The sequence below is a fragment of the Nocardiopsis sp. FIRDI 009 genome, assembly GCF_003386285.1.
Classification (GTDB): domain Bacteria; phylum Actinomycetota; class Actinomycetes; order Streptosporangiales; family Streptosporangiaceae; genus Nocardiopsis.
In genome coordinates this window covers 54,769-80,720 of the sequence record NZ_QPNC01000006.1, presented here as the reverse complement: position 1 = coordinate 80,720, position 25,952 = coordinate 54,769, and the positions used below count along the sequence as shown (strand labels likewise).

The following is a 25,952-nucleotide window of genomic DNA, read 5'->3' as shown; positions in this document are numbered from 1 at the left end:
GATTAGTGGTGTGACACGACACGAACCCGACATCGACGCCCTGGTCGGCGAGTGGCTGACCCTCAAGGAGGCGGCGGCGCCGCTGGGCGTGAGCCCGAACCGGATCAAGCAGCTGATCCGCGAGAACCGCATGATGGGCGTGGTCCGCTCCGGGGAGCTGTCGATCCCGGCCGCGTTCCTCGACGGCGACGACCTCGTCAAGGGCCTGCCGGGGACCCTGGTCCTGCTCAGCGACGCGGGGTTCTCCACGGAGGAGGCTCTGCGCTGGCTGTTCACGCCCGACGACTCCCTGCCGGGGACGCCGATCCAGGCGATGCGCGAGAACCGGGGCACCGAGGTCCGCCGCCGGGCCCAGGGGCTGGCCTTCTGACCCGTGTTCGCCGGTGGGCCCCGCCGCGCCGACGCCCGTGTCCGGGGCACGCCGCCGTGGGGGGTTCCCCTTGGGTGACCCACAGCACAGGCCCTAGGGTGGGCACCGTGAGGACCAGCCACGGAACCAGCCTGCGCAAGCGCCTGGACGCATCCCTTCTGTACCTGTGCACCGACGCCCGGCGTGGGCGCGGCGATCTCGCCGAGTTCGCCGACGCCGCCCTCGCCGGGGGCGTGGACATCATCCAGCTCCGCGACAAGGACCTGGAGGCCCGAGAGGAGATCGCGGCCCTGGAGGTGCTCCGGGAGGTCTGCGAGCGGCACGGCGCCCTGCTCGCCGTCAACGACCGCGCCGACATCGCCCGCGCGGTACGCGCCGACATCCTGCACCTGGGCCAGCGCGACCTGCCCGTCCCCATGGCCCGGGACATCATCGGAGCCGACCCGATCATCGGCCGCTCCAACAACGACATCGAGGCCGCGTCCGCCTCCGCGGCCGAGCTCGGCAGCGACTACTTCTGCGTCGGCCCGACCTGGGCCACCCCGACCAAGCCGGGACGGCCCGCCGCCGGACTGGAGCTGGTCGAACGGGCCGCGACCCTGGACACCGACAAGCCGTGGTTCGCCATCGGCGGCATCGATCTGTCCAACATCGACCGTGTCCTGGACGCCGGGGCCCGCCGGGTCGTGGTCGTTCGCGCGATCACGGAGGCGGAGGATCCCCGGGCGGCCGCGGCCGAACTGCGCGCCCGGCTGACCGCCCGCGCGTAGCGGTGTCCTCCCCGGGGCGCCACCCGGGGAGGGTCACACGGCCACGTGCGACAGCGCGCTCGGGTGGCGCCGCAGGAAACCCTCGATGGACTGGGCCGGGTGCCCGGTCAGCTTCGGCACGGTGGGCGCGACCACGTCCATCTCCCCGGTGGCGATCGCCGCGTACGACGACGCCCACCCCTCGATCGCCCACTCGGGCGCCCCCCCGGCACGGCGCGACTCCAACGCCTCCTCCCAGGTCTCGGGCACGTACCGGATGGTGCGCCCGGTGAGCGAGGACAGCCGGTCCACCGTGGCGCCCAGGGTCAGCGCCTCCGGTCCGGTCACGTCGTAGGTCGCGTTCGACGCCACCGCGACCACCGCGGGGTCGGTCAGCACGGCGGTCGCCACGTCCGCCACGTCGTCGCGGGACACCCAGGCGACACGGCCGTCACCGGCGGGCCCGCGCACCACACCGTGCTCGTCCGCCCAGCGCGGCAGCAGGTCCAGGTACAGGCTGGGTCTCAGGAACGTGTGCGTCACCCCGGACAGTCGGATGTGCGCCTCGGTGAAGAAGTGGGTCCGCGCGAAGGTGAAGGTGGCCGCGGGACCGGCGTTCAGGAAGGACAGGTAGACGATCCGCGACACCCCCGCCCGCACCGCCGCGTCCACCGCGCTCGTGTGCGCGTCGATCCGGTCCTCCGACTCGGTCGCCGACACGAGGAACAGCGTGTCCACCCCGCGGCAGGCCCGTTCGAAGCCCGTGGTGTCCTCGTAGGCCGCCATGGCGGCGCTGCTGCCGGGGTACTCGGGGGCCCGGTTGATGTCGCGGACGATGAGCCGCTGCGTCAGCCCGAGTCGTGCGATCCGGGCCGCGACGCGGCCACCGATCGCCCCGGTCGCCCCGGTCACCCCTATGGTGTGGTTTGTCATGTGATCGTCGCCCATGACACCCCATCCTGAGGGATGGGAGCGGGCCGGGCGCCGAACGGCACGCGCGTTTTTGCGGCTTCCGGTCAGCGGGTGGTGCGCTCTTGGTCCGTGCCGTCGGAGGGCCCCGCGGCCCGCCCTCGGAGGGGGCGCCGGTAGGACAGGCGGCGCAGCAGGACCTCGGCCGGCCCGCGTCGGCCCGCGCGCTCCAGCGCGTAGGCGAACACCACCGTCACCAGCCACACCCCGACGGCGAACAGGAACATGCTCCACGAGGTCAGGGACGCGCCCAGGCCGAGCCCCCAGGCGGCGAGCAGCGGCGCGCACAGCACCGACTGCGCGAGGTAGCAGGAGAGGGAGCGCCGCCCGGTGGCGGTCAGCGCGGTCAGCGCCACGCCCGGCTCGCGACCGCGCCGCTGGATCCGGTGGGCGATCAGCGCGATCAGCGCGACGTAGCCCAGGCCGCACGCCATCCCCGTGGTCAGGTCCAGGAAGGCCAACGCCTCCCCCGACGACGTGTCCCAGACCCCGATCTGCGCCAGGGCCGTCGGCGCGCCGCCCAGCCAGCCCACGGGGATCCCGACGTAGGCGACCAGACGGAGCAGGGGGAGGTGCCGCCCGGGCTCCTCCAGGATCCGGCGGCGCGCGGCCCAGAACCCGAACAGCATCACCGTGGGGACCACCAACCCCAACAGCCCCTGGCCGAGCACGACCACGGGCCAGACCGTGACGCGGCCCAGGGCGGCGCCGAGCACGAAGGGGTTCTCGATGTTGCCGGCCAGCTGGTCCATGAAGTCCGCGGTCGAGGCCCCCGCGCCCGGATCCGACAGCACGAGCCCCAGCAGGCCGACCGCGGACGACAGCACCATGATTCCGGTGAGCGCCCCGGCCCACACCAGCAGTGTGGTGTCCCTGCGGCGGAGGAACAGCCAGCACAGCACCAGACCGGCCAGCCCGTAGGCGCCCAGGACGTCGCCGAACCACAGCAGGAGGGCGTGGACGAAGCCGAAGGCCAGCAGCCACAGGTTGCGCCGCCGCAGCAGGGCGGACACGTCCTTCGGGGCGGCCCCGGCCGCCTCCTGGCGGGTGGCCAGCTGCACGATGCCGTACCCGAACAGGAACGCGAACATCGGGTAGCTGCGCGAGTCCACGGCCACCACGGTGAAGAACTGCGCGGCCGAGTCCAGCGGTCCCTCGGGCTCCGGGTGGGCGGTCAGGTCGCCCACCGGAGCCGCCCACAGGTACCAGACCGTGTTGGCGAGCGCGATGAACAGCAGCATGAAACCGCGTGCCAGGTCCGGCGCGAGCGCACGCTCACCCGCCCCCGTCGGCCCCCTCGACGCGGTTCTCGCGGACATGACGACGCCTCCCCGTGCGCGTGGTACGACTGCCGCCGATTCAACCGGGGGGACAGGCGTGGGGACAACCCACTTTCGTCCAGTCCGTCCCTGACACGCGTCCCGGGGACCGCCCCGAGACGGTCAGTGCGTCCGGGACGTGGCGGCCACCACCAGCCGGCGCAGCGGCTCCCGGGCGGCGGCGTCCAGCTCGGGGCTCTCCAGGGCCTCCAGGGCCTGTCCGGCGTACTCCTCGATGAGGGCCTCACACGCCTTGAGCGCTCCGGAGTCCGTGATCAGCGCGCACATCCACTCGACCGACTCCGTCGACAGCTCCGGTGTGCCCAACAGCGAGCGGAACCGGTCGGCGTCGGCCCTCCCGGCGCGGGCGAGGGTCTCGGCCACGACCAGGGTGCGCTTGCCCTCCCGCAGGTCGTCCCCGGCGGGCTTGCCGGTGGTGCCGGGGTCGCCGAACACCCCGAGGACGTCGTCACGCAGCTGGAAGGCCACCCCCAGGGGCAGGCCGTAGTCGGTGTAGACGCCCTCCAGCGCGTCGAGGCGTCCGGCCAGCGCCGCGCCCAGGTGCAGGGGGCGCTCGATCGTGTACTTGGCGGACTTGTAGCGCATCACGCGCAGCGCGGCCTCTCGGGTGCCGGTGCCCCGCACCTGCTCCAGGGTGTCGAGGTACTGTCCCGCCATCACCTCGGTGCGCATCGCGTCGAAGGGCGGCCGACCGGCCTGGAGGGTCTCCAGGCCGAACCCGCTCGCCTGGTACATCTCGTCGGACCAGGCCAGGCAGATGTCGCCGATGAGGATCGCCGCGCCCTGCCCGAACCCCTCGCTGTCGCCGCTCCACCCCTGTTCGGCGTGCAGGGCGGCCAGCCGCCTGTGCGTGGCGGGCAGACCCCGCCGGGTGTCGCTGCGGTCGATCACGTCGTCGTGGATCAGCGCGCACGCCTGGAGGAACTCCAGGGACGCCGCGGCGCGCACGATCCGCCCGTCGTCCTCGGCGCCGCCCGCGCCGCGCCACCCCCAGTAACAGAAGGTGGGGCGCAGGCGCTTGCCGCCGGAGAGCATCGCCTCCAGGGCGTCCATGGCCGGGGCCAGCTCGGCGCCGATCTCCAGGAGCCGCGCCCGGTGCGTGGCGCAGAACGCGGTCAGCTCGCCGTCCACGGCGGAGCGGATCACGGAGACGGGCGAGACGGACGTGGCTGAGGAAGGGGAAAGGGCCATACCCAGCACACTAGTGGCTGGTCGGAACGGGCGGTCCGCTTTCGCGGGATCTCCCGCCGGCCTGCGCTCAACGGACCTTCGCGACGCGCTCCTCCGCGCCGCCACGGGTCCGGTGCCAGCTGGCGACGAGGACGAAGGACACCGTCACCAGCAGCGCCCACGCGCCGAGCTTGGCGACGTGGACGAACTCCCACCCCTGCGCCTGGTGCGGGTAACGCCAGGCGTCGAACAGGGTGGACACGTTCTCCGCCACCCACAGGAACACCCCGATCAACAGGAACGACAGGGACAGCGGCAGCCGGTAACGCGCCTCACCCACGGTGAAGTGCACCCACGTCCCCCACGTCACCGCGATGAGCGCGACCGTCAGCAGCACGCGGAAGTCGGGGAGCCAGTGGTGGGTGAGGAAATTGAGGTAGATCGCGATCGCCACCGCGGTGGTGGCCCGGGCCCGGTAGTCCACCAGCGACAGCTCCAGCAGACGCCACGCCCGCACGATGTAGGAGCCCACGGCCGCGTACATGAACCCGCTGTACAGGGGCACGCCCCACAGCACCGTCCACGCCTGCTCGGGGTAGGACCACGACCCCAGGCGCACCTTGGCCAGTTCGAAGGCCAGCCCCACGACGTGGAACCCCGCGATCGCGGCGATCTCCCGGCCGCTCTCCAGCCGCAGCCCCCAGAACACCGCCGTCACGGCCACGGCGTACAGCAGCAGCGCGTCGTAGCGGGGGAGGGGCAGGGGCACCGCCGTGGACGCCGCCATGCCGGCGAACATGCACACCGCGAAGGCGCACGCCCGCGCCTGGAGCCAGGCGAACCGCAGGAGCTGGGAGAGCAGGTGCCGGGGTGGGGGGAGTGTGGTCGCCATCGGCCGATGATCGCAGGCGTGGCGCCGTCGGGCGCACCCGGGTTCGGGAGGGTGCGCCCGGACACATTTCGCGTTCGCCGTCTCACGGAGTGGGATCCTCTTCCGAGGGGTGAGGGGGGCTCACCTAAGGTTGTACGCATGCTGGCAGCACCGACACGCCCCGCGGGGCTCCGAAACCCGGCCACCCGGCCGCGTCAGATCCGGGAACTGCTCGACTCGGGCGAACCGATGTTCTCCTTCGAGTTCTTCCCCCCGCGCGGGCCCAAGTCCCAGGCGCGGCTCTGGCGCGCGATCCGTGAGATCGAGGCTCTGGGCCCCTCCTTCGTCTCGGTCACCTACGGCGCGGGCGGCGGCACGCGCGACCTCACGGTGGAGACCACCGAGCGCATCGCGACCGACACCACCCTGCTGCCGGTCGCGCACATGACGCTGGTCGACCATTCGGTGGCCGAGCTGCGGCACCTGATCGGGCGGCTGTCCGACGCGGGCGTGTCCAACATGCTGGCCGTGCGCGGCGATCCGCCCGGCGACCCGACGGGCGAGTGGGTCCGGCACCCGGAGGGGCTGACCTACGCCGAGGAACTGGTCCGGCTGCTCAAGGACAGCGGTGACTTCAGCGTCGGTGTGGCGGCCTTCCCGTACAAGCACCCCCGGTCGGCTGACATCGAGACCGACACCGACTACTTCGTGCGCAAGTGCGAGGCCGGCGCCGACTACGCCATCACGCAGATGTTCTTCGACGTCGAGGACTACCTGCGGCTGCGCGACCGCGTGGCCGCGCGCGGCTGCGAGGTGCCGATCATCCCCGAGGTGTTCCCCGTGGTGAAGCTGGCCTCGATCCCGCACTCGGAGAAGCTGTCCGGGGCCCCCTTCCCGCCCGAGCTGGCGCGGCGGTACGAGAGCCTCGGCGACGACCCCGAGGCCGTGCGTGCCTTCGGTATCGAGTACGCCCAGCGCATGTGCGAGCGGCTGCTCGAGGAGGGTGCGCCGGGCATCCACTTCATCACCTTCAACCAGTCCACCGCCACCAGGGAGATCTACCGGGAGGTCGCGCCCCGGAGTTCCGCAGGGGCAACCGCGCGGCCATGATCGAGAAGGGCTGATCCGGGCTGCCGGGGAAGGAGAGGTCCGCCAGCAGTTCGGTGAACCCGCACGAGCGGTACAGGTGGCGCGCCGCGGTCGGGCCCCGGCGTGTGGACAGCACCGCGGTGCGCTCCGGCCTGCCTTCGCACAGGGCGTGCAGCATCGCCCTGCCGACGCCCTGGTTCTGCGCGTCCGGGTGGACGTGGACCTCCGCGATCTCCAGGGGGTCGGACAGGTACCGGCGGGCCAGCCGGGTCCGGCCGCGGGCGTGCAGCGCGTCGGTGACGACGTCGTGCCACCACTGGCCGTCCTGGCCGTGGAACCCGTAGGCGAAGCCGATCGGGCGTTCCCCGCGGACCGCCACCAGTGAGCGGAAGCCGGGGTAGTGGGCGTGGCCGTTCATGACGGAGGCCCGGCCGGGCAGTTGCTCGGTCGGGGGGTGCATGGCCGCCTCGTACACCTCCAGGAGGGCGGGGACGGCGTGCGTGAAGGCCGCTGGGGCGAGTTCGCGCAGTTCGGTGTCGGCTACCACTCCGTAAGCCTAGTGCCGGGGCGCCCGAGACGCTTGACGCGTTCTGCGGGCTGGGGTTAACTGGTGTTCGATCGAACTGGTGTTCGATCTCGGTCCGCCGAATCGTCCCGGCGGTCGGCGGCGCGGCCGGGTTGGGGAGGGGAAGCCCCATGCCCGGCCGCGCCGCCCTCGTCCGGGGTGGCCCGCCGGACCGGTCGCGGGCGGTGCGAGGGACCCGGACACACAAGAAACCGGCGTCCCGTGGATCGCCGGTTCTCGTGCGTGCCCGGTCGGGCGGTGCGTCGGTTCCTAGAAGGCGTCGACCGCGCGGCGCGCCTCGGGGTCCAGGACGCCCCAGTTGATGAGCTCCTCGGTCAGGTCCGACGGCGACTTGTCGTAGATGACCGCGAGTGAGCGCAGGTCCTCCTGGCGGATGGACAGCACGCGGCCGTTGTAGTCGCCGCGCTGGCTCTGGATGGTGGCCACGTAGCGGGAGAGCGGGCCCGCCTTCTCCTGCGGCAGCTGCTGCATGCGCTCCAGGTCGATGACCAGCTTGGGCGTCGGGCCGAGGGGGGTGGGGGCGGCGCCGCCGGGCAGCAGCTCCGACATGGGAACGCCGTAGAAGTCGGCCAGTTCGGCGAGCTTCTGGACGGTGACGGCGCGGTCGCCACGCTCGTAGGAGCCGACCACGACGGCCTTCCAGCGTCCGTGGGACTTCTCCTCCACCCCGTGCAGGGACAGGCCCTGCTGGGTGCGGATGGCACGCAGCCGCGCACCGAGGGACTTCGCGTATTCGGATGGCATTTTCTGTCGCTCCCGGCCGTGACGGTGGCTGGCGTGGTGGGGGAGACGTCCGCTCGTCCTCGGCGGGCCGCCGAGGCGGTCCATCGGTGGTCACGGGGTGCAACCCCACCCGGCAATGGTTACAGACAGTGACGCTAGGGGGGTCTGGCTTCCAGGTCAAGCCGTTGGTGTGAAACGCGACGAATCAGTGGCCAAACCGTGCGTAAGTGAGACACCTCTCATCTCTGTACTGATCGGTGCGAGTGGGGCAGATCAGGTGGCCGAAAAGCCCGATCTGACAGGCGTTTTCACGTTTTGCCTACTCATGGGGCCAATCCGGTCAGTCATGAAACGGTCACCCTTGGGTGATTAAGCGCCCACTCTTGATGTGATGAGAGTCACATTCGTGACCGGCTGGTGTCGGACGCCTCTGGAGGGTTCCCGGTCGTCGCTGGTAGCGTGAGCCCGATCGACATCCTTTAACGACCTGTCCCGTGAGGCAGGGAAGGGGTCACTACTTTGCGTGCGCAGAACCAGACGAGGGGTGACGCCGGGTCCATCGACCCCGCGGCGTCCCCCGACACACCCGAGGGCGGCCGGGCCGTCCTCGACGGGGCCGAGATCAACCGGGCCCTCACCCGTATCGCCCACGAGGTGCTCGAACGCACCAAGGGCGGCCACCACGTCACCCTGCTGGGCATCCCCTCGCGCGGCGTCCCCCTCGCTCAGCGCCTGGCCCAGCGGATCGAACGCGTGGAGGACCTGAGGGTGCCCACGGGGTCCCTCGACATCACCATGTACCGCGACGACCTGCGGATGGCCCCCGCACGCGCGCTCGGCAGGACCGAGATCCCCGCGGGCGGCCTCGACGACCGCGTCGTCGTCCTGGTCGACGACGTCCTCTTCTCCGGCCGCACCGTGCGCGCCGCCCTGGACGCCCTGGGCGACCTCGGCCGCCCCCGCGCCGTCCAGCTCGCCGTCCTCGTCGACCGGGGTCACCGGGAACTGCCCATCCGCGCGGACTACGTCGGCAAGAACCTGCCGACCTCCCTGCGCGAGAACGTCACCGTCCGTCTGACCGAGACCGACGGTCACGACGCGGTCCTGCTCGGCCCCGCGCGGCAGCGCCCCGGTACGACGGAGGGGAACTCCTGATGCGCCACCTGCTCTCCACCGGAGACCTCACCCGCGACGAGGCCACGCTCGTCCTGGACACCGCCGAGGAGCTCGCCCAGGTCAGCGACCGGTCGGTCAAGAAGCTGCCGACCCTGCGCGGACGCACCGTCGTCAACCTCTTCTACGAGGACTCCACCCGCACCCGCACCTCCTTCGAGCTCGCGGCCAAGCGCCTGTCCGCCGACGTCATCAACTTCTCCGCCAAGGGGTCGAGCGTCTCCAAGGGCGAGAGCCTCAAGGACACCGCCCTGACCCTCCAGGCGATGGGCGCCGACGGCGTCGTCATCCGCCACAGCGCCTCCGGCGCCGCCCACCGGCTCGCCAACTGGGTCGACGGCTCCGTGCTCAACGCGGGCGACGGCACCCACGAACACCCGACCCAGGCCCTCCTGGACGCCTTCACCATGCGCTCCCGCCTGGGCCGCCTGGAGGGGCTGCGGGTCGCCGTCGTCGGCGACATCCTGCACAGCCGCGTCGCCCGCTCCAACGTGCTCCTGCTGACCACCCTCGGCGCGCACGTCACCCTGGTCGCGCCGCCCACCCTGCTGCCGGTCTCGGTGCGCACGTGGCCCTGCGAGGTCTCCTACGACCTCGACGGGGTCCTGCCCAAGTCCGACGTGGTGATGATGCTGCGGGTGCAGGCCGAGCGCATGACCGAGTCCTACTTCCCGTCCGTGCGCGAGTACAGCCGCAACTACGGACTGGACGGCGAACGCCTGGCGCGCATGCCCGAGGACGCCATCGTCATGCACCCGGGCCCGATGGTCCGCGGCATGGAGATCTCCGCCGAGGTCGCCGACTCCCCGCGCTGCACCGTGACCGAACAGGTCGCCAACGGCGTGAGCCTGCGCATGGCCGTCCTCTACCTGCTGCTCGGCGGCTCCTGACCGCCGCCCCACGGCTCCTGACCGCCGCCCTACGGCGCCTGACCGGTGCCCGCAGGGCCGCGCGCCCGCGCTCCGCCGCGCCCGCGCTCCGCCGCGCCCGCACACCTGCCTTCCGCACACCGAACACGAGGAAATCCACACAGCGATGCCCGACACCCACGGACCGCACCTGATCCGCCGCGCCCGCGCGCTCGGCGGCGACCCCGTCGACATCCTGCTCGCCGACGGTCGCATCGAGGCCGTCGGCCCCGACCTGGCCGCCCCCGAGGGCGCCGAGACCGTCGACGCCGACGGCCTCATCGCCCTGCCCGGCCTGGTCGACCTCCACACCCACCTGCGCGAACCCGGCCGTGAGGACGCCGAGACCGTCGCCACCGGCTCCCGCTCCGCCGCGATGGGCGGCTACACCGCGGTCCACGCCATGGCCAACACCGACCCCGTCGCCGACACCGCCGGGGTCGTCGAGCAGGTCTGGCGCCTGGGCCGCGAGGCCGGGTACTGCGACGTGCGCCCCGTCGGCGCCGTCACCGTCGGCCTGGCCGGTGAGCGCCTCGCCGAGATCGGCGCCATGGCCGACTCCGCCGCCCAGGTCCGGGTGTTCTCCGACGACGGCGTCTGCGTCTCCGACGCCCTGCTCATGCGCCGCGCCCTGGAGTACGTCAAGGCGTTCGACGGCGTCGTCGCCCAACACGCCCAGGAACCCCGTCTGACCGAGGGCGCCCAGATGAACGAGGGCTGCGTCTCCGACCGTCTGGGCCTGCCCGGCTGGCCCGCGGTCGCCGAGGAGGCGATCATCGCCCGCGACTGCCTCCTCGCCCAACACGTCGGCTCCCGCCTGCACGTGTGCCACGTCTCCACCAAGGGGTCCGTCGACATCATCCGCTGGGCCAAGGCCCGCGGCTGCGACGTCACCGCCGAGGTCACCCCCCACCACCTGCTGCTCACCGACGACCTGGTGGAGAGCTACGACCCGGTCTACAAGGTCAACCCGCCGCTGCGCACCGCCGAGGACGTCCAGGCGCTGCGCGAGGGACTGGCCGACGGCACGATCGACATCGTGGCCACCGACCACGCCCCCCACCCCGTGGAGGCCAAGGAGACCGAGTGGTCGACCGCCGCCATGGGCATGGTCGGCCTGGAGACCGCCCTCGCGGTCGTCCAGCGCACGATGGTCGACACCGGCCTGCTCACCTGGGACCAGGTCGCCGACCGCATGTCCGCGGCGCCGGCCCGCATCGGCCGCGTCCACGGGCACGGCCGCACCCTGGCCGCCGGGGAGCCCGCCAACGTCGTCCTGTACGACCCGGCGGCCCCCATCGAGGTCGACGGCGCGGCCATGGTCACCAAGAGCAGCAACACCCCCTTCCGCGGGATGACCCTGCCCGGTCGGGTCCGCGCGACCTTCCTGCGCGGGGTTCCCACCGTCCTGGAGGGGAAGATCAGTTGAACACAACAGCGAACACCCAGGTCAACACTGGTTCGGTAGAGGGGGAGAACGTGTCCGAGGAAACCGGCGGACCGGCGATTCTGGTGCTTGAGGACGGCCGCGTCTTCCACGGCCGCTCCTTCGGCGCCACCGGGGAGACCTTCGGCGAGGCCGTCTTCAACACCGGCATGACCGGGTACCAGGAGACCCTCACCGACCCCTCCTACCACCGCCAGATCGTCGCCATGACCGCGCCGCACATCGGCAACACCGGCGTCAACGACGACGACCCCGAGTCCGGCCGGATCTGGGTCGCCGGGTACGTCGTCCGCGAGCCCGCGCGCATCCCCTCCAACTGGCGCGCCCAGCGCACCCTCGACGAGGAGCTGCGCCGCCAGGGCGTGATCGGCATCGCCCTCAGGGGCACCCGCGCCCTCACCCGCCACCTGCGCGACCGGGGCGCCATGCGCGCCGCGATCAGCACGGTCGAGACCGACCCGAAGGCGCTGCTGGCCCGCATCCTGCAGCAGCCGCCCATGGCCGGGTCCGCCCTGGCCGCCGAGGTCAGCACGGACGCCCCGTACGAGGTCCTGCCGCCCGAGGGCGTCCAGACCCGCTTCCACGTGGCCGCCGTCGACCTCGGCATCAAGGCCATGACGCCCCAGCGCCTGGCCGAGCGCGGCTGCCGCGTCACCGTGCTGCCCGCCACCGCCACCGCCGAGGACATCCTCGCCCTCGACCCCGACGGCGTGTTCTTCAGCAACGGTCCCGGCGACCCCGCCACCGCCGACGGCCCCGTCGCCGCCATGCGCGGCGTCCTGGACGCCGGCAAGCCGCTCTTCGGCATCTGCTTCGGTAACCAGATCCTGGGCCGCGCCCTGGGGCTGGGCACCTACAAGCTGACCTTCGGTCACCGGGGCGTCAACCAGCCGGTGCGCGACACCCGTACCACCAAGGTCGCCATCACCAGCCAGAACCACGGGTTCGCCGTCGACGCTCCGCTCGACGCCCCCTTCGACACCCCGTACGGCCGGGCCGAGGTCAGTCACGTCGGCCTCAACGACCAGGTCGTCGAGGGCCTGCGGCTGCTGGACCGCCCCGCGTTCAGCGTCCAGTTCCACCCGGAGGCCGCCGCCGGCCCCCACGACGCCGCCGGACTCTTCGACGAGTTCTGCGACCTGATGTCCGCCCAGCCCGCACCGGCTGCCAAGCAGTAGTAGAGGAAGAGCATGCCGCGCCGTAGTGACCTTTCATCCGTCCTCGTGATCGGCTCCGGCCCGATCGTGATCGGGCAGGCGGCCGAGTTCGACTACTCGGGCACCCAGGCCTGCCGGGTTCTGCGGGCCGAGGGCCTGCGGGTCATCCTGGTCAACTCCAACCCGGCCACGATCATGACCGACCCGGAGATCGCCGACGCCACCTACGTCGAGCCGATCACCACCGAGATGATCGAGAAGATCATCGCCAAGGAGCGCCCCGACGCCCTGCTGCCCACCCTGGGCGGGCAGACCGCGCTCAACGCCGCCGTCGCCCTGGACGAGGCGGGCATCCTGGACAAGTACGGCGTCGAGCTCATCGGCGCCAACATCGAGGCCATCCAGTCCGGGGAGGACCGCGAGACGTTCAAGGAGATCGTCGAGCGCATCGGCGGCGAGTCCGCGCGCTCGCGGATCTGCCACACCCTCCAGGAGTGCCTGGACGCCGCCGAGGAGCTGAACTACCCGGTCGTGGTCCGGCCGTCCTTCACCATGGGCGGCGCCGGCTCCGGCTTCGCCCACGACGAGGCCCAACTGCGCCGCATCGCCGGTCAGGGCCTCGCGCTCTCCCCGACCACCGAGGTGCTCCTGGAGGAGTCCATCCTCGGCTGGAAGGAGTACGAGCTGGAGCTGATGCGCGACGCCAACGACAACGTCGTGGTCGTGTGCTCCATCGAGAACCTCGACCCCATGGGCGTGCACACCGGTGACTCCATCACCGTGGCCCCCGCCATGACCCTGACCGACCGCGAGTACCAGAAGCTGCGCGACATCGGCATCGCGGTCATCCGCGAGGTCGGCGTGGACACCGGCGGCTGCAACATCCAGTTCGCCGTCCACCCCACCACCGGCCGGATCATCGTCATCGAGATGAACCCGCGCGTGTCGCGCTCCTCGGCGCTGGCCTCCAAGGCCACCGGCTTCCCGATCGCCAAGATCGCCGCCAAGCTCGCCGTCGGCTACACGCTCGACGAGATCCCCAACGACATCACCCAGGAGACCCCGGCCAGCTTCGAGCCCACGCTCGACTACGTGGTCGTCAAGGTCCCCCGGTTCGCCTTCGAGAAGTTCCCGGGCGCCGACCCGGCCCTCACCACCACGATGAAGTCCGTCGGCGAGGCGATGGCCATCGGCCGCTCCTTCCCCGAGGCCCTCCAGAAGGCCATGCGCTCGGTGGAGAAGGCGGGCGTCGGCTTCACCTGGGCGGGCGAACCCGGGGACAGGGACGACCTGCTGCGCCGGGCCGCCACCCCGACCGAGCACCGCCTGCGCCAGGTCCAGCAGGCCCTGCGCGCCGGCGCCACCGTCCAGGAGCTGCACGAGGCCACCCGGATCGACCCGTGGTTCCTCGACCAGATGCTCCGCCTGGAGGAGACGGCCCGCGCGCTGGCCGCCGCGCCCAAGCTCGACGCGGACCTGCTGCGCGAGGCCAAGGGGCTGGGCTTCTCCGACGTCCAGATCGGCGAGGTCACCGGCAAGCGCGAGGACGTGGTCCGCGAACTGCGCCACGCCCTGGGCATCCACCCCGTCTACCTGACCGTGGACACCTGCGCCGCCGAGTTCGCCGCCCGTACGCCCTACCTCTACTCCAGCTACGACGAGGAGACCGAGGTCCCCGTCGGCGACCGGCCCAAGATCATCATCCTGGGGTCGGGCCCCAACCGCATCGGCCAGGGCGTCGAGTTCGACTACTCCTGCGTCCACGCCTCCTTCGCGCTGTCCGAGGCCGGGTACGAAACGGTGATGGTCAACTGCAACCCGGAGACCGTCTCCACCGACTACGACACCAGCGACCGGCTCTACTTCGAGCCGCTCACCCTGGAGGACGTCCTGGAGGTCGTCCGCGCCGAGCAGGCCACCGGACCGGTCGCCGGGGTCATCGTGCAGCTGGGCGGACAGACCCCGCTCGGCCTGGCCCGCCGCCTCAAGGCCGCCGGGGTCCCGATCATCGGCACCAGCCCCGAGGCCATCGACCTGGCCGAGGACCGCGGCGAGTTCGGCAAGGTCCTGGCCGAGGCCGGGCTGCCCGCGCCCAAGCACGGCACCGCCTACTCCTTCGAGGAGGCCAAGGCCGCCGCGGACGAGATCGGTTACCCGGTCATGGTCCGCCCGTCCTACGTGCTCGGCGGCCGAGGCATGGAGATCGTCTACAGCGAGACGATGCTCGCCGACTACATCCGGCGCAACGCCGAGGTCAGCCCCGAGCACCCGGTCCTGATCGACCGCTTCCTCGACGACGCCATCGAGATCGACGTCGACGCGCTCTACGACGGCGCCGAGCTGTACCTGGGCGGCGTCATGGAGCACATCGAGGAGGCCGGGATCCACTCCGGCGACTCGGCGTGCACCCTGCCGTCGGTCACCCTGGGCAGTGAGGACATCGAGCGGATCCGCTACTCCACCGAGGCCATCGCCCGGGGGACCGGCGTGCGCGGCCTGCTCAACGTCCAGTACGCGCTCGCCTCCGGTGTCCTGTACGTGCTGGAGGCCAACCCGCGCGCCTCCCGCACCGTGCCGTTCGTGTCCAAGGCGACCGCCGTGCCGCTGGCCAAGGCCGCGGCCCGGGTCATGGCGGGCAGCACCATCGCCGAACTGCGCGCCGAGGGCCTGCTCCCGGCCGAGGGCGACGGCGGCGACCTGCCCGCCGACGCGCCGGTCTCGGTCAAGGAGGCCGTGCTGCCCTTCAACCGGTTCATCGACAAGCAGGGCGAGGGCGTCGACACCATCCTCGGCCCCGAGATGCGCTCCACCGGCGAGGTCATGGGCCTGGACGTCCAGTTCGGCTCCGCCTACGCCAAGTCGCAGCTGGCCGTCAACGGGCAGCTGCCCTCCAGCGGCCGGGTGTTCGTGTCCGTGGCCAACCGCGACAAGCGCTCGATGATCTTCCCGGTCAAGCGCCTGGCCGACCTGGGCTTCGAGATCCTGGCCACCGAGGGCACCGCCGTCGTCCTGCGCCGCAACGGGGTGCACGCCACCGTCGTGCGCAAGCACAGCGAGGGTCCCGGTCCCGACGGCGAGCCGACCATCGTGCAGCTCATCCACGACGGCGGGGTCGACCTCATCGTCAACACCCCCTTCGGCAGCGCCGGGCAGGCCGGACCGCGCCTGGACGGGTACGAGATCCGCACCGCGGCCGTCGTGCGCGGCGTGCCCAGCGTGACCACGGTCCAGGGGTTGGCCGCCGCGGTGCAGGCGATCGAGGCGCGCGTCCGCGGCGACGTGGGCGTGCGCTCCCTCCAGGAGCACGCGAGCACCCTCGACGCCAGCCGGGCGTAACCGGGCCGGACACCGGGCTCGGACGCAGTAGAGTGCGTTCGCCGCGGGCCGCGTGCCCGCGGCGAACGCACGGCCGAGGCGAGGAAGGCTCCAGGACACCATGAGCGACAACGGACCGGTGCAGATCAGGTGCCCCGTGCTGAACGTACGCAGGGTGGACGCCTACTACGCCATCACCGTGGTCGCGCCGGGCATAGCCGAGCGCTTCCGCTCCGGGCAGTTCGTCGCGGTGGGGGTGGGCGGCGACCACTCCAGCACCCTGCTGCGCCGCCCCTTCGCCATCCACGACGTCAAGCCCGACTACGGGGGCACCGTCGAGTTCCTGTTCGCCGTGCGGGGGACGGGCACCGCCTGGCTGTCCGAACGAAGATCGCGCGACCTGCTGGACGTGGTCGGACCGCTGGGCCGCCCCTTCCCGCTGCCGCGTGACCCGGTCAACTGCGTGCTCGTGGGCGGCGGGTCGGGCGGCGCCCCGCTGTTCCCGCTCGCCCAGGCCCTGCGCAGGCGGGGCTGCCGCGTGGACTTCGTCCTGGGCGCGGCCTCCTCCGACCGTGTGTTCAGCGCCATCACCGCCCGCCGGGTCGCCGAGACGGCCGTCTTCACCACCGACGACGGCTCCTTCGGCACACGCGGCCGGGTGACCGACGTGCTCGGTCGGGTCATCGAGGAGGCCCGGTCCGACGCGGTGTACGCCTGCGGTCCCATGCCCATGCTGCGCGCGGTCACGGCGGTGGCGGGCGCGCACGGGCTGCCCGTCCAGGTGTCGGTGGAGGAGACGATGGCGTGCGGCACGGGGATCTGCATGACCTGCGTGATCCCCGTCGTGGGCGAGGACGGCGTCACCCGCATGGTGCGCTCCTGCGTCGACGGCCCGGTCTTCCGGGGTGAGCGGGTGCGTTTCGACGACGTCGGCTCCATCCCCTTCGACGCCCTGGGCGCGCCGGGCTGGAAGGGCTCCAAGGTCGCCCGCGCGGCCGAGTCCGCGCGCGACATCGCCTGAGTGACACGCACCTGGAGGGTGGGAACCCGACCGCTCCCCTTTCCGAAGGAAGGAGACCCTTGGCTGAGTCCCCTCCCGCCATGAGACGCGCGGGGATTCCTGGCTCAGGCGGCCCGAACGTCCTGCGGCCGCTCGGCTCCTGTGCCCTCGACACCGGCCGGGCACAGACCCGCCCGGTCCGGTATCACGTGTGCGGAGTTCCTGGTCCGTGTACGGGCGGTGCCCCGGCGTTGCCGGGCCTCTCGCCCCTCTGCCGTGGTGCCGTCGCGTTCGGCGATCTGGCGGGAACCCACGACAGAGGAGGGGAGCTTTGACCTGTGTGAGTCATCCCGTCCCGGGCATGGGCGGACGACGCGCCGCCCGAGGGCGGTCCGGCCGCCGTCCTCCCGTGGACCGGGGGTTCCGATTTCCTCCCCGGTCCGAGGACCGGGGCGTCCTGCAGGAGATGACGTGAACACGGACCTGAGGATCCTGCTCGGCGCCGCCGAGCTGCCCAACCCGGTGGTGACGGCCGCCGGGTGCGCCGGAACCGGTCGCGAACTGGCGCGCTTCTTCGACGTCTCCACGATCGGCGCGGTCACCACCAAGTCGGTGATGCTGGAACCGCGTGCGGGGCGCCCCGCGCCGCGGATGGCCGAGACGCCCAGCGGGATGCTGAGCACCACCGGCATGCAGGGGCCCGGGATCGACGTCTTCCTCCAACGCGACCTGCCCTGGCTGCTCTCCCACGGCGGACGGGCGATCGTGTCCATCGCCGGGACGGGCATGGGTGAGTTCGGGGAGTTGGCCCGACGCGTCTCCGAGGCCGACGGCGTCATCGCGGTCGAGGTCAACCTCGCCTGCCCGGACCCGGCCGACCCGGCCGGGCGGTACTTCGTCGACGACCCCGCGAGCGCGGCGGCGGTGGTGAGCACGGTGCGCTCGCACGCCCGGTCGGACGTCCCGGTCCTGGCCAAGCTCTCCGTCGACGTGCCCGACGTCGTGGCGCTGGCCACGGCGTGCGTGGAGGCCAGGGCGGACGGACTGTCGATGATCAACACCGTGCGCGGTATGGCGATCGACACCCGGACGCTGCGCCCCGCCGTGTCGGGCGGGATCGGCGGGCTGTCGGGTCCGGCGATCCGCCCGCTCGCGGTGGGCTGCGTCTACCGGGTGCACGAGGCCCTGCCCGACGTGCCGATCGTGGGCATGGGCGGGGTGCGCACGGGCGAGGACGTGGTCGAGTTCATGGCGGCCGGGGCGAGCGCCGTCGCGGTGGGCACGACCAACTTCTCCGATCCGTCCGCGTGCGCGCGCGTGCTCCGGCAGTTCACCGAGGCGCTGGAGGCGCGCGGGGTGGAGCGGGCCGCCGACCTGGTCGGCGCGGCCCACGGGGCGGGGATGGGGGCCTGAGGCCCGGCACGGGCCGGGTGCGCACCGCCCCGACCGGGCTGGACGGCGCTCAGACGGCGTTCTCCGGCCGGGGGAGCGCATCCGGCACTCCGCGATCCGATCCGGAGAAAGGCCCGCTCACGGCCGTCTCGGCAGCCGTTACGGGGAAGTGACATGACTGGGGCGCATGAAGCGCCTCATCCGGGGAATCGCACACTTTGGTGTGTGCACATGACAGTGAACGTGCATTGGCTAGTGCTTTCGTAAGCACATTCGTAAGCACAGGTGCAGGTGCTGACACCGACTGTACGGTGTCGGACGAAGAGGGGAAACCGACATGACCGCGCCCACCGCGCCCGCGCCGATCGCCGTCGCGATCGACGCCGACGACATCGAGACCGCCGCCACCTGGGCCTCCGCCGTGGCACCGCACGTGAGCACGGTGAAGGTGGGGTTGGAGCTGTACCTGAGGTACGGCCCCGAGGTCGTCAGTGCGGTACGCGGCGCCAACCGTGTCGGGGTCTTCCTCGACCTGAAGCTGCACGACATCCCGGCGACGGTGGCGGGTGCGGCGCGCAGCGTCGCGGGCCTGCGCCCGTCGATCCTCACGGTGCACGCCAGTGGGGGAGCGGACATGGTCCGGGCGGCGGTGGAGGCCGCCCCGGACACGAGGATCGCCGCCGTGACGGTGCTCACCTCGATGAGTGAGAAGGATCTGGAGCAGGTGGGGCTGCTCGGTCCGGCTCGCGACGCGGTGCGGCGTCTGGCGGCGATGGCGGTGGGCGCCGGGGCCCGTGCCCTGGTGTGCTCGCCGCAGGAGGTGGCCCTGGTGAGGAACGAGGTGGGTCCGGGCATCACCCTGATCACGCCGGGCGTGCGCCCGGCGGGGGCGGACAGGGGTGACCAGTCCCGGGTGGCCACCCCGGAGGAGGCCGTCGCGGCCGGGGCGGACCTGTTGGTCGTCGGTCGGCCGATCACCAGGGCGGCGGACCCCGGCGCCGCCGCGGCGGCGATCGCCGCCGCGGTGCGGCGCGCCGGGGTCCGTTCCTAGTGGAGGGAGGTGCGGGCGGGATGTCGCAGTGATCCCATCACGCGCAGTTGCGGATCACAGACGGTCACCAATTAAGTGTGACCGAAAATAGGATCGTGAAGCCGAGAGTGACGTGCGTCACCCCTGTGTGACCTGCACTGGTGGCATGGTTTTCGGGTCCCTTAATCGGGACCAAGGTCCTGGTTTTCGTCTCCGACCGCAATGGAATAGTAACTCTCCGTAGTTCCTTCAATGAAATAGCCGCTGAAGGGCCACTTTGCGTTGCCTAAGAGGGGTCAGACCTACTAACTTGCGCAGGCGTCCGCCCTCTACAAACGAGTAGAAATCCGAGGTGACCCGGCGTGGCCCTTCCTCCCCTCACACCCGAGCAGCGCAGTGCCGCTCTTGAGAAGGCCGCCAAGGCCAGAAAAGAGCGCGCGGAGGTCAAGAACAAGCTCAAGAACGGCGGCATCTCGCTGTCCGAGGTCCTCTCGAACGGCCTCAAGGACGACGTCATCGGCAAGATGAAGGTTTCGGCTCTGCTGGAATCCCTGCCCGGCGTCGGCAAGGTCCGTGCCAAGCAGATCATGGAGCGGCTCAACATCGCTGAGTCCCGCCGTGTCCGAGGTCTGGGCACGAACCAGCGCGCCGCTCTCGAGAGCGAGTTCGGGGACCTGACCAAGTAGGTCCCGTAGTGCACCGGCCCGTCCGCGTCCCCCACAGTCGCGGCGGAGACCGTTCCCGACCACGCGGGAGCGGCGGCGCGCCACAGTGGCGCCGAACCCCCGGTGAGGCTTGACCCGCGCCGCGGACGGCGGACGCACGGCCCCAGGTCGGCGCGTCCTCCGTACCGCGGCGCGGTGGTATAAATGGAGCTTCCCGCGACCGCGGAGACCTCGAAGGGAAGCCCGATCCACCCATGCCAGACGCGTCCGGAGCCCAGACCAGCCCGCAGGAGAAACGGCTGACCGTCCTGTCCGGCCCCTCGGGCGTGGGAAAGAGCACGGTGATCGACGCCATCCGCCGCGACCACCCCGACGTGTGGCTCTCGGTGTCGGTGACCACCCGCGCGCCCCGGCCCGGTGAGCGCGAGGGCGTCCAGTACCACTTCGTCTCCGAGGCGGAGTTCGACCGGCTCATCGCCGACGACGAACTGCTGGAGTGGGCGGAGTTCGCGGGCAACCGCTACGGCACCCCGCGCACCCCGGTGACCGAGCGGCTGACGGCGGGGATCCCCGTCCTGCTGGAGATCGAGCTCCAGGGCGCCCGCCAGGTGCGCGCGTCCATGCCCGACTCCCTGCACGTCTTCCTCGCGCCGCCCTCCTGGGAGGAGCTCGTCCGCCGGTTGACCGGTCGCGGCACCGAGTCCGAGGAGGTCGTCCAGCGCAGGCTGGACGCGGCCAGGGTCGAGCTCGCGGCGGAGAAGGAATTCGACACCACGCTGGTCAACACGTCCGTACGGGACGTATGCGACGAGCTGCTAGCGTTGATCAGAGCGCCCAAGGCGTGATACCGCCGCCCGCGGGCGCCCACCTGTCAATCACGTCACGGCTTCCGACGAGCCGGAGACCGTCCCTGGGGGGATACGAAGTGGCTGGTACCGAGCCCGTCGCCGAAGGCATCACCAACCCGCCGATCGACGACCTGCTGGAGTGCGTCGACAGCAAGTACAGCCTGGTCACCATGGCGTCCAAGCGCGCCCGCCAGATCAACGCCTACTACGCCCAGCTCGGCGAGGGCCTGCTGGAGTACGTCGGCCCGCTCGTGGAGACCCACGTCCAGGAGAAGTCCCTGTCCATCGCCCTGCGCGAGGTCAAGGCCGGCCTGCTGACCGCCGAGCCCTACGAGGGGAACTGACCGCGTTTGTGCGTGCCCGCGGGCTCGCACGGGGCTCGGCGCGTGGAGAACCGGGATTCTTCGTCGTCGCCCTCGCCTGGCTCGTTCCTCGCCGGCGGCTCGACTCCTCCCGCGGAACCCCGTACGCCCCTCGCGGTGTCCGGGTCGGCACCTGGTAGAACTCCTCTCGTGAGTGAGACAGAACCCGCCCGCGCGCCCCAGGTGGTCCTCGGCGTCGGAGGCGGCATCGCCGCGTACAAGATCTGCGAGCTGCTCCGTCGACTGACCGAGTCCGGTCACCGGGTCCGGGTCGTACCCACCGCCGACGCGCTGCGCTTCGTCGGCGAGCCCACCTGGGCGGCGCTGTCCGGACAGCCCGTGGCGACCGCCGTCTGGGACGACGTGCACGAGGTGCCCCACGTGCGCATCGGCCAGTCCGCCGACCTCGTGTTCGTCGCCCCGGCCACCGCCAACATCCTGGCCAAGGCCGCCGCGGGGCTGGCCGACGACCTGCTGACCAACACGCTCCTGACCGCCCGGTGCCCGGTCGTGTTCGCCCCGGCGATGCACACCGAGATGTGGGAGCACCCCGCCACCCAGGCCAACGTCGCCACCCTCCGCCAGCGCGGAGCGATCGTGCTCGACCCGGCCGAGGGGCGCCTGACCGGTGCGGACACCGGCAGGGGCCGTCTGCCCGAGCCCGCCGAGCTGTTCGACGCGGCCCGTATGGCCCTGCGCGGGGGGACCGCCGACCTCACCGGTCGGCGCGTGGTGATCTCCGCCGGGGGCACGCGTGAGGCGATCGACCCGGTCCGCTTCATCGGCAACCACTCCTCGGGCAAACAGGGGTACGCCCTGGCCCGGACCGCCGCCGCCCGCGGCGCCGAGGTGACGCTCGTCGCGGCCAACGTCGCCCTGCCCGACCCGGCCGGGGTCCGTGTCGTCCGGGTGGAGTCCGCGCTCGACATGGCCGAGGTCATGGCCGCCGAGCGCGTCGCGGCCGACGCCGTGGTCATGGCCTCCGCGGTGGCCGACTTCCGTCCCGCCGCCAGCGCCGGGAGCAAGATCAAGAAGTCCGGCGCCGCGCCCGCGCCGATCGACCTGACAGAGAATCCCGACATTCTCGCCGGGCTGGTCGCCTCCCGGGAGGCGGACGGCGTGACGCAGACCATCGTGGGCTTCGCCGCCGAGACCGACGACGTGCTCGCCCACGGGCGCGCCAAGTTGGCGCGCAAGGGCTGCGATCTCCTCGTGGTCAACCAGGTCGGCGGCGGTCGCGCCTTCGGCACCGAGGACAACCAGGCGGTGATCCTCGCCTCCGACGGCGCCGCCGTGGACGTACCGTTCGGGCCGAAGGAGGACCTGGCCGACCGCGTCTGGGACCTCGTGGTCGAGCGCCTGCCGTAAATCGCCACGGTGTGGGGCTGGATTCCTACCTCCGAGTACGCCACACTTCCTTCGGGAACCCGTGATCTTCCGACCACGGGATTTCCGCCCTCATCGGTCCCGTTACAGTGGAGCGACAACCAACCGCGCTGGTCGGCCCCGTGCCGGCCGGTACATGTCAGCCAGCAGCCGCTGCAAGGAGTCAGGCAACGTGTCCCGCCGCCTTTTCACCTCCGAGTCGGTCACCGAAGGCCATCCCGACAAGATGGCCGACCAGATCAGTGACTCGATCCTCGACGCGATGCTCGCCAACGACCCCACGAGCCGGGTCGCGGTCGAGACGCTGATCACCACCGGTCAGGTCCACATCGCGGGTGAGGTCACCACCCAGACCTACGTCGACATCCCCGCCATCGTGCGCGAGCGCATCCTCCAGATCGGTTACGACTCGTCCGCCAAGGGGTTCGACGGTGACTCCTGCGGGGTCAACGTCTCCATCGACGCGCAGTCCCCGGACATCGCCCAGGGCGTCGACACCGCCTACGAGGCGCGCGTCGAGAACGAGGACGACGCCCTCAACCGGCAGGGCGCGGGCGACCAGGGACTGATGTTCGGGTACGCCAACCGTGAGACCCCCGAGCTCATGCCGCTGCCGATCAAGCTGGCGCACTCGCTCTCCGAGCGCCTGTCCGAGGTCCGCCGCAACGGCACGGTGCCCTACCTGCGCCCGGACGGCAAGACCCAGGTCACGGTCGAGTACGAGGGCCAGACCCCGGTCCGCCTCGACACCGTCGTCGTCTCCAGCCAGCACGCCGCCGACATCAACCTCGACGAGATGCTCGCCCCGGACGTGCGCGAGCACGTGATCGAGCCGGTCGTGTCCGCCTTCGGCCTGGAGGCCGACGACTACCGGCTGCTGGTCAACCCCACCGGCCGCTTCGAGATCGGCGGCCCCATGGGTGACGCCGGTCTGACCGGCCGCAAGATCATCGTGGACACCTACGGCGGTTACGCCCGCCACGGCGGCGGCGCCTTCTCCGGCAAGGACCCGTCGAAGGTGGACCGCTCGGCCGCCTACGCCACGCGCTGGGTCGCCAAGAACATCGTCGCCGCCGAGCTCGCCGAGCGCGCCGAGGTCCAGGTCGCCTACGCCATCGGCAAGGCGCACCCGGTCGGTGTGTTCATCGAGACCTTCGGGACCGAGAAGGTCGCCCCGGAGCTGATCGAGAAGGCGGTCAAGGAGGTCTTCGACCTACGGCCCGCCGCCATCGTGCGCGACCTCGACCTGCTGCGCCCGATCTACGCCAAGACCGCGGCCTACGGCCACTTCGGCCGCGAGCTGTCCGACTTCACCTGGGAGCGGACCGACCGCGCCGCCGCGCTGCGGTCGGCTGTCGGCGCCTAACGTCGCACGGGTGGATCCCCTTCCGACCTGGAAATATCACACATTGCGACATACTATGTGCGCATAGTGATTCTGGTTGTCGGAGGGGGATCCGTCATGTCCGTGTTCACGGCGTTGTCAGCCGGGGGGCTCTCGGCTCTCCTGATGGTGCCCGTTCCGGGGGCCGACACACTCCACGTCGTGGTGGAGGCCGTGGTCGAGGAGGAGCCCCTGCGTGAGGGAAACACGGTCGACCTCACCATCCGGGTCCGCAACTCCGGCGGCGACCACCTTCCCGAGGCGCAGGTGGTGCAGTTCGTCCCGCCGACCATGACGATCACCTCCACCTCGCCCGAGGCCGCGGTCGAGGACGGGCGGCTCGTCTGGTCCGGTTCCCTGGAGCCCGGGGAACGCGCGGTACTGACCGCGGTCGGCGAGATCACCGGGGTCCCGGACGGGAACCGTTCGGTCACCACCGTGTGCGTGCGCCCCGCCCCCGACGCCACACTGGCGTCGTGCTCCTCGGCGGTCCACACCCTGCGCGGTCCGGTCATCGCGCCGTGGGTCGCCGGGGGCGCCGCCCTGACGGCGCTGCTGGTGGCGGGCGCGGTCGGACTCCGCCGACTCCTGCGGCGATCCGGGCCCGCCCAGGCGGAGGAACCCGCGCCGCCCGGGCCGGAGCCCGAGGAGACCGCCGAGCCCGCTCCCGCGAACGTCTACCACCTGGACTCGCGCCGCTGAACGCCGCGGCGGCCGGACCCGCGGGACACGACCGGTACGGGGGATGTACCCGTCAGCCGAGCGGCAGCAACACGCGGAACAGCGTGCCCTCCCCGGGTTCGCTGACCACCTCCAGGACCCCGTCGTGCGCGGACACGACGGCGGCCGAGATCGCCAGCCCCAGACCCGCGCCGCCCGTGTGGCGCGAACGGCCCCCGTCCGCCCGGAAGAACCGGTCGAACAGGCGTTCCCGGTCCTGCGCCCGGATCCCGGGGCCCTCGTCGTGCACGCACACCGCGGCCACACCCCGCACCTTCGACGGCAGCGCGCCCACCCGGACGCCTCCTCCGACGGCGCCCACCGGTCCGGGGCCTCCAGCACCTCCACCCACACCCGGACCGGGGTTCCGGGCGGTGTGTGCACCTGCGCGTTGCCGATCAGGTTGTCCAGCACCTGTCGCAGGCGCGGTCGGTCGCCGACCACCCGGACCCCGGGCACCGCGCCCGACGCCGCCCGGTCCGGCGCGTCCCCCTCCCGGGCCCGCGCCGCCGCATCCAGTCGTCCGCCACCGGGTCGGCCGAGAACCGACCGCGCTCCCGCCCCAGCTGGAACAGCTCCGCGAACCCCCGGATCGACGCCAGGGGGTGCGCAACTCGTGCGAGGCCTCGGCCACGAACCGTCGCATCCGCTCCGCCGTGGCCTCCCCTTCCCGCAACGCCTCCGACAGCCTTCCCAGCATCGTGTTGAGCGCGGCGCCCAGGCGCGCGGTCTCGGACGCGGAGCCGTGTCGACCGTCCTCGGGAACGCGTGCCGCGAAGTCACCGCCGGCGATGGCGTCGGCGGCACGCTGCATGCGCGCCAACGGGCGCAGCTGGACACGGACGATCGCGACCGTTCCCGCGGCCAGCGCCAGCAGCACCACCGTGCCCGCGCCGACCTGCACCCACGTCAGCAGGGCCGGTGTCGTGTCCACCCCGGACAGGGACTGCGCCACCATCGTCACGGTCCCGTCCGGGGGCGGCCTCTCGCGCTCGACGGACGGTGCCGCCATCCGCTCCAGCCGCTCGTCCACCTCCGCCGTCAGGGACCGGCGCAGCAGCACGGACCCGGCCACGCCGAACACCACCATCGCCACCGTGGTCAGCACCAGTACCGACAGCACCAGCCGTCCCACAGGCTCGCGGGCGGCAGACGACGCCCACGCTCAGCCACGGTCCCGGCTCCGCCGCAGGCTGTACCCCACACCCCAGACGGTGTGGATCAACGGCGGCCCGCCCACGTCCACCCTGCGCCGCAGGTAGCTGATGTAGGTCTCCACGGCCCGGCTGTCGTCGCCG

General features: G+C 71.9%; 24 protein-coding genes and 1 pseudogene. 17 read left to right on the top strand and 8 right to left on the bottom strand.

Annotation, left to right across the window (positions count from 1 at the left end; genetic code table 11):
- Positions 1-10 precede the first annotated feature (10 nt).
- Together DVR05_RS03670 and thiE are read left to right on the top strand one after the other, a co-directional pair.
- Positions 11-370 (top strand): Rv2175c family DNA-binding protein, encoded by a 360-nt coding sequence (locus DVR05_RS03670; RefSeq protein ID WP_116244379.1) that lies wholly within the window; start codon positions 11-13, stop codon positions 368-370.
- 107 nt (positions 371-477) lie between these two features.
- Positions 478-1,140, top strand: a complete 663-nt coding sequence (gene thiE, locus DVR05_RS03665) for a thiamine phosphate synthase (protein WP_116244557.1) — start codon at positions 478-480, stop codon at positions 1,138-1,140.
- A 33-nt stretch (positions 1,141-1,173) separates the two neighbouring features.
- On the opposite strand, the gene DVR05_RS03660 is transcribed toward thiE, so the two are convergent.
- The 4 genes from DVR05_RS03660 to DVR05_RS03645 all read right to left on the bottom strand — a co-directional run bounded on the left by DVR05_RS03660 (position 1,174) and on the right by DVR05_RS03645 (position 5,490).
- Positions 1,174-2,067, bottom strand: a complete 894-nt coding sequence (locus tag DVR05_RS03660) for an SDR family oxidoreductase (protein ID WP_198659028.1) — start codon at positions 2,065-2,067, stop codon at positions 1,174-1,176.
- A gap of 68 nt (positions 2,068-2,135) precedes the next feature.
- Positions 2,136-3,407 carry a DUF418 domain-containing protein gene (locus tag DVR05_RS03655; RefSeq protein ID WP_116244377.1) on the bottom strand — a complete coding sequence of 424 codons (1,272 nt, stop codon included), beginning with the start codon at positions 3,405-3,407 and terminating at the stop codon, positions 2,136-2,138.
- 123 nt (positions 3,408-3,530) lie between these two features.
- Complete coding sequence (locus DVR05_RS03650) at positions 3,531-4,619, bottom strand: polyprenyl synthetase family protein (RefSeq protein ID WP_116244376.1); 1,089 nt, start codon at positions 4,617-4,619, stop codon at positions 3,531-3,533.
- A gap of 67 nt (positions 4,620-4,686) precedes the next feature.
- The gene (locus tag DVR05_RS03645) at positions 4,687-5,490 is read right to left on the bottom strand and encodes a DUF817 domain-containing protein (RefSeq protein ID WP_116244375.1); all 804 of its coding nucleotides are present in this window, start codon (positions 5,488-5,490) and stop codon (positions 4,687-4,689) included.
- A 228-nt stretch (positions 5,491-5,718) separates the two neighbouring features.
- On the opposite strand from DVR05_RS03645, the gene metF reads away from it, so the two are divergent.
- Positions 5,719-6,579, top strand: a complete 861-nt coding sequence (metF, locus tag DVR05_RS03640) for a methylenetetrahydrofolate reductase [NAD(P)H] (RefSeq protein ID WP_232831971.1) — start codon at positions 5,719-5,721, stop codon at positions 6,577-6,579.
- Here the strand turns inward: metF and DVR05_RS03635 are convergent.
- Both DVR05_RS03635 and DVR05_RS03630 read right to left on the bottom strand, forming a co-directional pair.
- On the bottom strand, positions 6,500-7,105 hold the full coding sequence (locus DVR05_RS03635; protein WP_198659027.1) for a GNAT family N-acetyltransferase: 606 nt from the start codon (positions 7,103-7,105) through the stop codon (positions 6,500-6,502). The two genes, metF and DVR05_RS03635, sit on opposite strands and share 80 nt — an antisense overlap.
- Before the next feature lie 288 nt (positions 7,106-7,393).
- Positions 7,394-7,888 (bottom strand): transcriptional regulator, encoded by a 495-nt coding sequence (locus DVR05_RS03630; RefSeq protein WP_017576791.1) that lies wholly within the window; start codon positions 7,886-7,888, stop codon positions 7,394-7,396.
- Positions 7,889-8,386: 498 nt separating this feature from the next.
- Here DVR05_RS03630 and pyrR point away from each other — a divergent pair, with 498 nt between their 5' ends.
- The 14 genes from pyrR (at position 8,387) to DVR05_RS03560 (ending at position 24,636) form a co-directional block, all read left to right on the top strand.
- On the top strand, positions 8,387-9,022 hold the full coding sequence (gene pyrR / locus DVR05_RS03625) for a bifunctional pyr operon transcriptional regulator/uracil phosphoribosyltransferase PyrR (protein WP_116244373.1): 636 nt from the start codon (positions 8,387-8,389) through the stop codon (positions 9,020-9,022).
- The gene (locus DVR05_RS03620) at positions 9,022-9,930 is read left to right on the top strand and encodes an aspartate carbamoyltransferase catalytic subunit (protein ID WP_116244372.1); all 909 of its coding nucleotides are present in this window, start codon (positions 9,022-9,024) and stop codon (positions 9,928-9,930) included. Before pyrR ends, DVR05_RS03620 begins: the two co-directional genes overlap by 1 nt.
- Before the next feature lie 145 nt (positions 9,931-10,075).
- A complete protein-coding gene (locus DVR05_RS03615) occupies positions 10,076-11,377 on the top strand; it encodes a dihydroorotase (protein WP_116244371.1) in 1,302 nt (433 codons plus the stop codon).
- 50 nt (positions 11,378-11,427) lie between these two features.
- Positions 11,428-12,573 (top strand): glutamine-hydrolyzing carbamoyl-phosphate synthase small subunit, encoded by a 1,146-nt coding sequence (gene carA, locus DVR05_RS03610; protein WP_116244370.1) that lies wholly within the window; start codon positions 11,428-11,430, stop codon positions 12,571-12,573.
- A gap of 12 nt (positions 12,574-12,585) precedes the next feature.
- A complete protein-coding gene (gene carB, locus DVR05_RS03605; protein ID WP_116244369.1) occupies positions 12,586-15,888 on the top strand; it encodes a carbamoyl-phosphate synthase large subunit in 3,303 nt (1,100 codons plus the stop codon).
- Between the two features lie 100 nt (positions 15,889-15,988).
- A complete protein-coding gene (locus tag DVR05_RS03600) occupies positions 15,989-16,888 on the top strand; it encodes a dihydroorotate dehydrogenase electron transfer subunit (protein ID WP_116244368.1) in 900 nt (299 codons plus the stop codon).
- Between the two features lie 450 nt (positions 16,889-17,338).
- The gene (locus tag DVR05_RS03595) at positions 17,339-18,280 is read left to right on the top strand and encodes a dihydroorotate dehydrogenase (RefSeq protein WP_116244367.1); all 942 of its coding nucleotides are present in this window, start codon (positions 17,339-17,341) and stop codon (positions 18,278-18,280) included.
- Positions 18,281-18,596: 316 nt separating this feature from the next.
- Positions 18,597-19,310: an orotidine-5'-phosphate decarboxylase gene (gene pyrF / locus DVR05_RS03590; protein WP_116244366.1), complete on the top strand. Its 714-nt coding sequence runs from the start codon at positions 18,597-18,599 to the stop codon at positions 19,308-19,310.
- A 341-nt stretch (positions 19,311-19,651) separates the two neighbouring features.
- Positions 19,652-19,975 carry an integration host factor, actinobacterial type gene (mihF, locus tag DVR05_RS03585; RefSeq protein WP_017546565.1) on the top strand — a complete coding sequence of 108 codons (324 nt, stop codon included), beginning with the start codon at positions 19,652-19,654 and terminating at the stop codon, positions 19,973-19,975.
- A gap of 233 nt (positions 19,976-20,208) precedes the next feature.
- Positions 20,209-20,799, top strand: a complete 591-nt coding sequence (gene gmk, locus DVR05_RS03580) for a guanylate kinase (protein ID WP_116244365.1) — start codon at positions 20,209-20,211, stop codon at positions 20,797-20,799.
- An 80-nt stretch (positions 20,800-20,879) separates the two neighbouring features.
- A complete protein-coding gene (rpoZ, locus tag DVR05_RS03575) occupies positions 20,880-21,146 on the top strand; it encodes a DNA-directed RNA polymerase subunit omega (protein ID WP_116244364.1) in 267 nt (88 codons plus the stop codon).
- A 201-nt stretch (positions 21,147-21,347) separates the two neighbouring features.
- The gene (gene coaBC, locus DVR05_RS03570) at positions 21,348-22,532 is read left to right on the top strand and encodes a bifunctional phosphopantothenoylcysteine decarboxylase/phosphopantothenate--cysteine ligase CoaBC (RefSeq protein ID WP_116244363.1); all 1,185 of its coding nucleotides are present in this window, start codon (positions 21,348-21,350) and stop codon (positions 22,530-22,532) included.
- Positions 22,533-22,722: 190 nt separating this feature from the next.
- Entirely contained in the window at positions 22,723-23,916 is a 1,194-nt protein-coding gene (metK, locus tag DVR05_RS03565; protein WP_116244362.1) for a methionine adenosyltransferase, read from the top strand.
- A gap of 96 nt (positions 23,917-24,012) precedes the next feature.
- On the top strand, positions 24,013-24,636 hold the full coding sequence (locus tag DVR05_RS03560; RefSeq protein WP_116244361.1) for a DUF11 domain-containing protein: 624 nt from the start codon (positions 24,013-24,015) through the stop codon (positions 24,634-24,636).
- A 52-nt stretch (positions 24,637-24,688) separates the two neighbouring features.
- On the opposite strand, the gene DVR05_RS03555 is transcribed toward DVR05_RS03560, so the two are convergent.
- Both DVR05_RS03555 and DVR05_RS27255 read right to left on the bottom strand, forming a co-directional pair.
- Positions 24,689-25,777, bottom strand: a complete 1,089-nt coding sequence (locus DVR05_RS03555) for an ATP-binding protein (protein ID WP_232831963.1) — start codon at positions 25,775-25,777, stop codon at positions 24,689-24,691.
- A 42-nt stretch (positions 25,778-25,819) separates the two neighbouring features.
- Positions 25,820-25,945: pseudogene (locus DVR05_RS27255) on the bottom strand (winged helix-turn-helix domain-containing protein); the annotation flags it as partial.
- Between the last annotated feature and the right edge of the window lie 7 nt (positions 25,946-25,952).

Excerpts from the sequence above, each read along its gene's own strand:
- DVR05_RS03660 (WP_198659028.1), bottom strand. The coding sequence starts at position 2,067 with ATGGGCGACGATCACATGACAAACCACACCATAGGGGTGACCGGGGCG.
- DVR05_RS03655 (WP_116244377.1), bottom strand. The coding sequence starts at position 3,407 with ATGTCCGCGAGAACCGCGTCGAGGGGGCCGACGGGGGCGGGTGAGCGT.
- DVR05_RS03650 (WP_116244376.1), bottom strand. The coding sequence starts at position 4,619 with ATGGCCCTTTCCCCTTCCTCAGCCACGTCCGTCTCGCCCGTCTCCGTG.
- DVR05_RS03645 (WP_116244375.1), bottom strand. The coding sequence starts at position 5,490 with ATGGCGACCACACTCCCCCCACCCCGGCACCTGCTCTCCCAGCTCCTG.
- metF (WP_232831971.1), top strand. The coding sequence starts at position 5,719 with ATGTTCTCCTTCGAGTTCTTCCCCCCGCGCGGGCCCAAGTCCCAGGCG.
- DVR05_RS03630 (WP_017576791.1), bottom strand. The coding sequence starts at position 7,888 with ATGCCATCCGAATACGCGAAGTCCCTCGGTGCGCGGCTGCGTGCCATC.
- DVR05_RS03620 (WP_116244372.1), top strand. The coding sequence starts at position 9,022 with ATGCGCCACCTGCTCTCCACCGGAGACCTCACCCGCGACGAGGCCACG.
- DVR05_RS03615 (WP_116244371.1), top strand. The coding sequence starts at position 10,076 with ATGCCCGACACCCACGGACCGCACCTGATCCGCCGCGCCCGCGCGCTC.
- carB (WP_116244369.1), top strand. The coding sequence starts at position 12,586 with ATGCCGCGCCGTAGTGACCTTTCATCCGTCCTCGTGATCGGCTCCGGC.
- DVR05_RS03600 (WP_116244368.1), top strand. The coding sequence starts at position 15,989 with ATGAGCGACAACGGACCGGTGCAGATCAGGTGCCCCGTGCTGAACGTA.
- pyrF (WP_116244366.1), top strand. The coding sequence starts at position 18,597 with ATGACCGCGCCCACCGCGCCCGCGCCGATCGCCGTCGCGATCGACGCC.
- gmk (WP_116244365.1), top strand. The coding sequence starts at position 20,209 with ATGCCAGACGCGTCCGGAGCCCAGACCAGCCCGCAGGAGAAACGGCTG.
- DVR05_RS03560 (WP_116244361.1), top strand. The coding sequence starts at position 24,013 with ATGTCCGTGTTCACGGCGTTGTCAGCCGGGGGGCTCTCGGCTCTCCTG.